Here is a 6,926-nt window from a genome sequence, read left to right as displayed (position 1 = left end):
GCGTCCGGTCATCAGAGGTGACCCACGGTGCAGGGGGAGCATCCCGCTGAGGAACATCAGATCGCCCACGCGGACGCCTGGCACGTACGCGCCCAGCGGCTGCGGCGCTTCGGGCAGGTGCAAGCCCGCGTCCCGCAGGCGCTGGAGAGATCCGCTCACTGGGGCACCATCCTCGTGTCGGGGGATACATTCGCGACCGCGACGGGGGGCCGGGGCGGCCGTGCGCTCTTGCCGGGAGAAGCGCTCGGGTTCGGTCACGCGATCAGCGGGCCGATCGTCTGATCGGCTTGGCCGGGCGTCCAGCGCTCGCCGAGCAGCTTGTAGTTCATGCGAGGGAAGAAGCCGTAGCGCGAACCGACCTCCCCGCTGAGCAGGGTCATCCGCTCCACGGTGCGGGCGTTGGCGAGTCGCCCGGCGTCGAGATAGCGGAACGGCGTTCCTTCGCCCAGCTGGATGACCTGCCGCTTCGCCTCCTCGTCATCGGAGACGACGTAGACGTCGCTGAGCGTGCCCGCGAAATCAGGGGCGTCGAAGACCTCCCACCACACGTTCTTGAACGCGCCCACCACCCTGGTGTGCGGCAGCCGTTCGGCGATCTGCTCGGCGCCGCTCGTGTCCCAGGGAGTGATGAAGTCGGTGTAGTCCTGATTGAACGGGTTGGTGATATCGATCAGGATCTTGCCGGCCAACCGCTCGCTCATGGCCTCCAGCTGATCGAGGAGCCCGTCGCGAATGAAGATGGCCGGCAGGATCACCGGCGCGTCGAGAGCCTCCTGATATCCGCCGGCCGTAAGGCGGGGATGGGCCAGCTTCGCGGTGATCCTCTGGGCCCGCGCGGTGTTACGAGACCCGAGTACGACTTCGTGACCGGCCGCGCTGTACATCACCGCCAACCGAACTCCCATGCGTCCAGTGCCCAGAATGCCGATCTTCATCGTGCCGCTCCTTGTCGTGAGGGGTCCGGGGTGCGAGGGCTGATCGCCGCGCACCCGGCAGGACCATCGAACGGTCTGGAGCATAGCATCGAAACATAGTTATATAGCAATATTCTTAAGTATTGGCTGGTAGCCTGAGCGCATGGGCGATGTGGAGCAGGCGGTCGACGAGGAGATCCTGCGCGCTCTCGCCAGCACCGCACGGCTCGACATCCTGCGCTGGCTCAAGGACCCCGCCGGCAACTTCGGTCGCCAGGAGATCGGTGACTTCGATGTCGAGGGCGTGTGCGTGTCGGTGATCCAGGATCGGGCGGGCATGTCGCAGCCGGCCGTCTCGGCGCACCTGAAGATCCTTCACCAGGCTGGGCTCGTGACACGCAAGAAGATCGGTAACTGGCACTTCTACAGACGTGACGAGTTCGCCATACGGCGCTTCCTCGACACACTGTCCACCGCACTTTGACAGGCCGCTGGACGTTCGCCGGTTGGGCTCGTACCGTCGCAGCCTCCGCACCGTCACCGGATCGGCGAGCGGCGAGACGCCTCGGGGCGTGGCGACCTTCCATCCGGAGCCGGGCCGGCTCTCGGCCGCGTTCGTCTGGGAGTGGCTGTTGCGCGTGTTCGCGGCGGTGGAGTTCACCTGGGTCGTTCCCGCCTCGGGCAACCTGGCGGTCTGCGGGCAGCAGTTCTGGCTGGGCACCCACCGCGCCGGCCTCACCCTGACGCTGCGGGCCGATACCGGCACCGGAACGGAAGGTCACCTCGGGCGGGTAGAACTGCGTCCATGGACGTGATCAAGCTGCAGCAGGCGTTAGACGACCTCTTCGACCAGTCCCTGCTGCGGCACGGGTTCGTGGACTACCTGCGCGACTACCAGCTCGTGATCCTCCCGATGCCCGACCCCCGGACCGGGACCACGCCGGCGCCGCGGCGTTATCTGTTCCGGTACTGCGTGCAGGCCACCTGCGCCACCGCGTTGCCGGCCGACACCTGGCGGGTGTCGCTCGATGACCGGCTCACCACCTTCGAAACCGGCGTCGAGCTCGACGGGTACGTCTGGGGCGTCAACTGGCAGTCGCTTTATCCCGGCGCCACGCTCATCAGCGACTCACCCACCGCCCGCAGCTGGGCCGCAGCCATCGGCATCGATTTCCATGAAGTCCGGATCGAGACCAACGTGCACGACCTCACCTTGGTCTTCTCCGACCTGCACATCGAAGAACTTCCGCCCCCGTCACCGGGACACGGCCACGAATTCCCGGTTCAATAGGCACCAGGAGAACGACAGATCATCTAGCCGGAGTGTCACCCACCTCCCGAGCCGGATCTGTCACACGGGCCTGAGACCTGACAAATGCCGAGGATGGCATGACAGGAAATCACGTGGAGTTCTTCGGAGATCACGGGTCGTGAACAATCCGCTTCTTCCGGGGACTCCATGGTCATGTCAAGAGAACAACAACACCTCCACATCCCAGCCGACCCGCGAGGGTCGCTGTTTTGCCTGCTAGGACTGCCTTAATACCTTGACACTCTTCACGGAGGGCCTGTTTACTGACCCCACCGAAAATAGGGTTTTCTACTGGGGGAATAGATGGCGGACCCATCGGTCGCGATCGTCCTGCGTGGTCTGGGTGCGGTTTGCGTCGCGACGACGGACGGAAGTCATCACATAACGTCACCGGTCCTCAGATCTTTGCTCGGTATCCTCATCATCAGATGGCCGAACCCGGCGCCTGCCCCCGCATTGATTTCCGAGATCTGGGGAATGTGTCCGCCAAGGCATCCTTCCGCGACCCTGCAGCTCAGCATCTGCAAGCTACGAAAATGGCTGAGGCAGATCACCGGGGCGACCGTCGGCATCGGGAAGGCGGCGGGCGGATACATCCTCGAGCTAGGCGCCGCGAGAACAGATCTCGGCGAGTTCCGGCGGCTCGTCAAGGAGGCTGAGGCGCTCTCCGGGCAGGAGGCGTTCGAACGGCTGGCGCGGGCCCTGGAGTTCTGGTCCGGCACCCCTCTCGGCGACGTCCCTGACCACAGGAAGAACGCTCCGTACATCGATGTGCTGGAAGCCGAGCGCAGGCAGGTCATCCGCCGGTGCGCGCAGCTCGCCGTCGCTGTCGCCCCGGACGCCGGCGTCACCCTGGCCCGCGGCCTGTGCCTGGAGGATCCGTTCGACGAGGAAGCCCACGCGATTCTGGTGGAGGCCCTCGGGAACACCGGAGCGCATGCCGAGGCGCTCGCCGAGCTCGACGCCATACGCCAGCGGTTGTCTACGGAATTGGGGATCGCTCCAGGAGCCAGATTACTGCGGGTTCAGGAATGGATACTCAGGGACAGGAGTTACGCGATCCCGCCAGAACCGTGCAGCCGTATGGCGATCGCACTTGAACGTGAGCAACGGGTCCTCGACCTGGCCTCCGACCTCGAGTCGTTGAAGGAACGGGTTAACGAGATCCTGGTCCGACTCGATAATCTGCGCCCCGTTTCGGCGGAAAGTTAGAAGAAACAGAACGGAAGTCCTGTGGCCTCAGACTCGACTCGTCAGATCTGCCGTGCAGAGCGAGGAGAGAGCCCATGGGCGTCGAACGAACACATGTAGGACTCGCACCCGATGGACGCTGGGTCTCGGTGACCTGTGTCAGCGAGACCATGCAAGAGGACTGGCAATGGGGTTTCCGGCTGACCAGTCGCACGATGGCCGTCGGTGTGACCGTGGCCATGGCGGGTTTTCTCGATTTCCTCGTCGAAGACGGCGGGCTGCGACAGGTTCAGCAGGTCACCTACCACGGCCGGTCGCTCACCCTCTACTACGACCGCGCCGACGAGAACTGGGTCGCGGGCCTGCGCTCGACGCATCACACCCTGACGATCGCGGGCACCATTCCCCCCAAGGACAGCGAGACCAAGGCTCCGACGCTGAAGGCGATCGTCGCGCTGCTCGACCAACTCGTCGTCAAGGACGTCCCGCAGGGATTGACCCTCGACCCCCGCCCCGGCAGCGGCATCACGATGTGGGCCATCACCGGCCAGAAGGTCACCGACGCGGGCTCGATCACCCTCTACCGGCGCGCGGAGGCGACCGGCCTGCTGTCCACGGAGCCTGGTCTGGCGGTCGAGGGTGGAGAGGTCTGGAAGAAGACGCTGGGCGGTGAGGACGGCGGTCACGGGCGTAAGTACGTTCATGCCGGAGCGACCGCCGTGTGCATGGTCGATGACGACCTGGGGGTTCTCCCGTGGGTGACGAAGGCCGGTCAGGAGCAACTGCTGACCACTTTGAAGGTCAGCTGGGGTTAGCCCGATGACCGGAGTCCTCCTCTCCCTGCTGGTGACGGCCTGGGTCGCGATCGCGCTTCTCGCCTTCGGCTACGCCGGCCTGCTCGGGCAGATAAGGCAGATCAAGGATCAGCACGTCAGGACCGCCGCCCCGCAGAACACCTTTCCCGAACTGGCCGCGCCCTCGGCCGCGAGCCGCACGATCGCCCTTGCGCTCACGACGAGCTGCGGCACCTGCGAGACCGTCTTCGAGCCCTGGCTGGAACTGGAGAAGCAGCTCGTGGCCGACGGCCATCGGACGGCGCTCATCAGCATGGACGGCGTGGACGTGTGGAGTGAACGTGGCGCCAAGGAAGTGGTCCAGGCAGGCGATCTGACCTCGGCGCTGCTGATCTCCTTCCAGCCCGCTTTGCTCGTCTTCGATGCGGCCGGTGACCTGATCTCCGCGGATCCGGTCGGTTCGGCTGACGCTCTCAGCATCCTTTGCCGCCAGTGAGCGGCTGATTCGTCCTCTGAAAGGTCGACACGCATGTCCATGCTTCTCAACCGGATCCCCGAGCTCACCGTCCAGCCCAGAGCCGCCGTTCCCCTTTCGACCACCCCGGCGGGCGCCGCCGAGCCCCGGCACCTGGTGCCGGGCATGGGGCGACGCGGATTCCTCCGCGTCGCCTTCGCCGGCGCGACGACGCTGGCCCTGACCGCCTTCGGGTGGATCACGGACCGGCTGCCGGCGTTCGCCGCCACCCGTACGTCCCTCCACCCCTCTGACTGCATGGGCCTGAACATTGCGGGCGACACACCCTGCTGGGGACGGACCTATATCGGCACCGCTTACTGCGCCTCCGACAAGTACCACCGCACGGACCGGGTGACCATCACGGGCGGATACCGCAAGTACAACTGGGAGGCCGCCTGCGGCGGCTACGCGGGCTGGTCGTGGAAGATGAGCAGCGGCCAGGCCGTCACCTGCTTCGACGGCTACTACAACAACTACATCAACGGCGTGAACAAGGGGAAAGTCACGACATGCTGCAAGTCGGTCTAGCCTCGGAACGGCTGAAGCGGCGCCTGGTCTCTCCGCTGTGGATGGCGGCCGCCGCCGCGATCGCCGGCGCGGGCGCCGCTCTGGGTTCCGCCTTCATCGGCGGGCTCACGGCCACCATCGTCGCCGCGTGCGCGGTGGGAATCATGGCCGGGTACTCGACTTCGGGTTCGGTTTGAAGCCACAACTCAGCAGCTTTGCTGACCTCGTCGGTCTGGCGGGGTTCACGAAATGTGGCCTTCTTCAACCGAGGCCTGATGGTCGGCGGCGCCTGTACCGGAGTCCTGCTCCTGGTGCCCGCCTCACTCGTCCAGGCCGTTGTCCCGCCCGTAGCGGGCCTGGCGGTGCTGCTCGCCTTCCTGGCCGTGTGTGTCGGCTGCGACACGAGGATCGTCCCCTGGCGGCTGCCGCAGAACGCCCGGCAGGTCCCCAGCGACATCATCGTCAGGGCGGAGGGGCAAGGCGCGTTTCAGTTCGGGTTCGAGATGGGCACCGGGCTGCGCACCTACGTGCCCGCTCACGTCCCGCACGCCCTGGTGGCGGTCGCCCTGCTCGGCACGCCCTGGTGGCTCGCCCCGCTGCTCGGCCTGTCCTTCGGGGCCGGTCGGACGATCATGGTGTTCTCGTCGGTCCTGTCGGGTGACGCCACCGCGTGGGACAAGGAGTTCGCACGACACCGCACGGCCATCCTCAGCATCTGCTGGATCGCCGTACTGATAATCATCGCTCTCCTCTTCAGAGGAGGCGCGGTGCGATGAGCAGGTGCCGGCCTGCGCCCCTGGTCGGCCCAGGCCCCGCAGCATTGCCAAGGCCCTTCGATTCGCCGTATGCGCGTCTCGGGCTTCTTCGCGCTTTCGATGGCGGAACCTCCATGACGAGCCGTTCGTGAGACGCCTGGAATGAGGTTGACGGGATCCCGTCCGATCGTCTGGATCGGACGGGATCCGCGTTTTCCGATGTCTTCAGACCGCCGGAGGGGCCGGTGCCGGCGCATGTGGCGACCACGGCAGAGGGCGCCGATGGCGTCAGACCGGCGCTTCTGGATCCCTCGGCCGTCAATGCTCCGGCCTCAACGATGTACGGCGGAACGGTCACGGCCTGTGCCCTGGACGTTGAAGCTGCTGGCCGAGCGGGCTCGTCGCCGTGATCCGGGGCGTCGCAGCTGCCGGCTCCCGATCTTGGCGGAGAGGGAGTGACCGGTGTAGCTTGTCGTTTGGTGTCGCAAGATCCACATTTGCCTCATCGGTTCAGCTCCGAATCATCCGTCCCAACCCTGACGAAAGAGGAAGACCGTGACCTTCAAGAAGCGATGGGGAATCCCCTTGGCTGCGCTGACCTTGGCGCTGACCGGGACGGTCGCCACCGCTTCGCCCGCCCTGGCGGACTACACCGACTGTTTCAGCGGTCACCTCTGCCTGTGGCAAAACTACGAGTACAGCGGCACGCTAGGCATGTACTCTCCCTCGACCTCCTGCTACAGCATGGGCGTCATGAACAACCAGACCACCTCCATCTACAACCGCAGCGGTCGGACCGTTCGCCTCTACGACAGCGGGAACTGCACGGGCGACTACTACTCCATCGGCAACGGCTTCAGGGACTGGAACCTCCGCTACGGCGCCGGGGGAGTCAACTGGAATGACCGGATTTCGTCATTCAAGCAGGTCTGACGG

The 6,926-nt window shown here is 65.6% G+C and carries 11 protein-coding genes; 10 read left to right on the top strand and 1 reads right to left on the bottom strand.

Annotated elements, in window-relative coordinates; translation table 11 throughout:
- Positions 1–254: 254 nt before the first annotated feature.
- Entirely contained in the window at positions 255–989 is a 735-nt protein-coding gene (locus AC5L3X_RS22855; protein ID WP_494859441.1) for an NADPH-dependent F420 reductase, read from the bottom strand.
- Positions 990–1,077: 88 nt separating this feature from the next.
- Here AC5L3X_RS22855 and AC5L3X_RS22850 point away from each other — a divergent pair, with 88 nt between their 5' ends.
- The 10 genes from AC5L3X_RS22850 (at position 1,078) to AC5L3X_RS22805 (ending at position 6,923) form a co-directional block, all read left to right on the top strand.
- Positions 1,078–1,398: an ArsR/SmtB family transcription factor gene (locus AC5L3X_RS22850; protein ID WP_494859439.1), complete on the top strand. Its 321-nt coding sequence runs from the start codon at positions 1,078–1,080 to the stop codon at positions 1,396–1,398.
- A gap of 22 nt (positions 1,399–1,420) precedes the next feature.
- Complete coding sequence (locus AC5L3X_RS22845) at positions 1,421–1,729, top strand: hypothetical protein (protein ID WP_494859437.1); 309 nt, start codon at positions 1,421–1,423, stop codon at positions 1,727–1,729.
- Positions 1,720–2,205, top strand: a complete 486-nt coding sequence (locus AC5L3X_RS22840) for a YxiG-like protein (RefSeq protein WP_494859436.1) — start codon at positions 1,720–1,722, stop codon at positions 2,203–2,205. Before AC5L3X_RS22845 ends, AC5L3X_RS22840 begins: the two co-directional genes overlap by 10 nt.
- A 324-nt stretch (positions 2,206–2,529) precedes the next feature.
- Positions 2,530–3,438: an AfsR/SARP family transcriptional regulator gene (locus AC5L3X_RS22835; protein WP_494859435.1), complete on the top strand. Its 909-nt coding sequence runs from the start codon at positions 2,530–2,532 to the stop codon at positions 3,436–3,438.
- A gap of 128 nt (positions 3,439–3,566) precedes the next feature.
- Positions 3,567–4,232: a hypothetical protein gene (locus tag AC5L3X_RS22830; RefSeq protein ID WP_494859434.1), complete on the top strand. Its 666-nt coding sequence runs from the start codon at positions 3,567–3,569 to the stop codon at positions 4,230–4,232.
- 4 nt (positions 4,233–4,236) lie between these two features.
- The gene (locus AC5L3X_RS22825; protein ID WP_494859433.1) at positions 4,237–4,707 is read left to right on the top strand and encodes a hypothetical protein; all 471 of its coding nucleotides are present in this window, start codon (positions 4,237–4,239) and stop codon (positions 4,705–4,707) included.
- Positions 4,708–4,740: 33 nt separating this feature from the next.
- Complete coding sequence (locus AC5L3X_RS22820) at positions 4,741–5,256, top strand: hypothetical protein (protein ID WP_494859431.1); 516 nt, start codon at positions 4,741–4,743, stop codon at positions 5,254–5,256.
- Positions 5,238–5,432, top strand: a complete 195-nt coding sequence (locus AC5L3X_RS22815) for a hypothetical protein (protein ID WP_494859430.1) — start codon at positions 5,238–5,240, stop codon at positions 5,430–5,432. Before AC5L3X_RS22820 ends, AC5L3X_RS22815 begins: the two co-directional genes overlap by 19 nt.
- 54 nt (positions 5,433–5,486) lie before the next feature.
- Positions 5,487–6,011: a hypothetical protein gene (locus AC5L3X_RS22810; RefSeq protein ID WP_494859429.1), complete on the top strand. Its 525-nt coding sequence runs from the start codon at positions 5,487–5,489 to the stop codon at positions 6,009–6,011.
- Positions 6,012–6,545: 534 nt separating this feature from the next.
- A complete protein-coding gene (locus AC5L3X_RS22805) occupies positions 6,546–6,923 on the top strand; it encodes a peptidase inhibitor family I36 protein (RefSeq protein WP_494859428.1) in 378 nt (125 codons plus the stop codon).
- Positions 6,924–6,926 lie beyond the last annotated feature (3 nt).

The organism is Nonomuraea sp. CX421, assembly GCF_059358955.1.
This window is presented reverse-complemented; position numbering and strand designations above follow the sequence as displayed.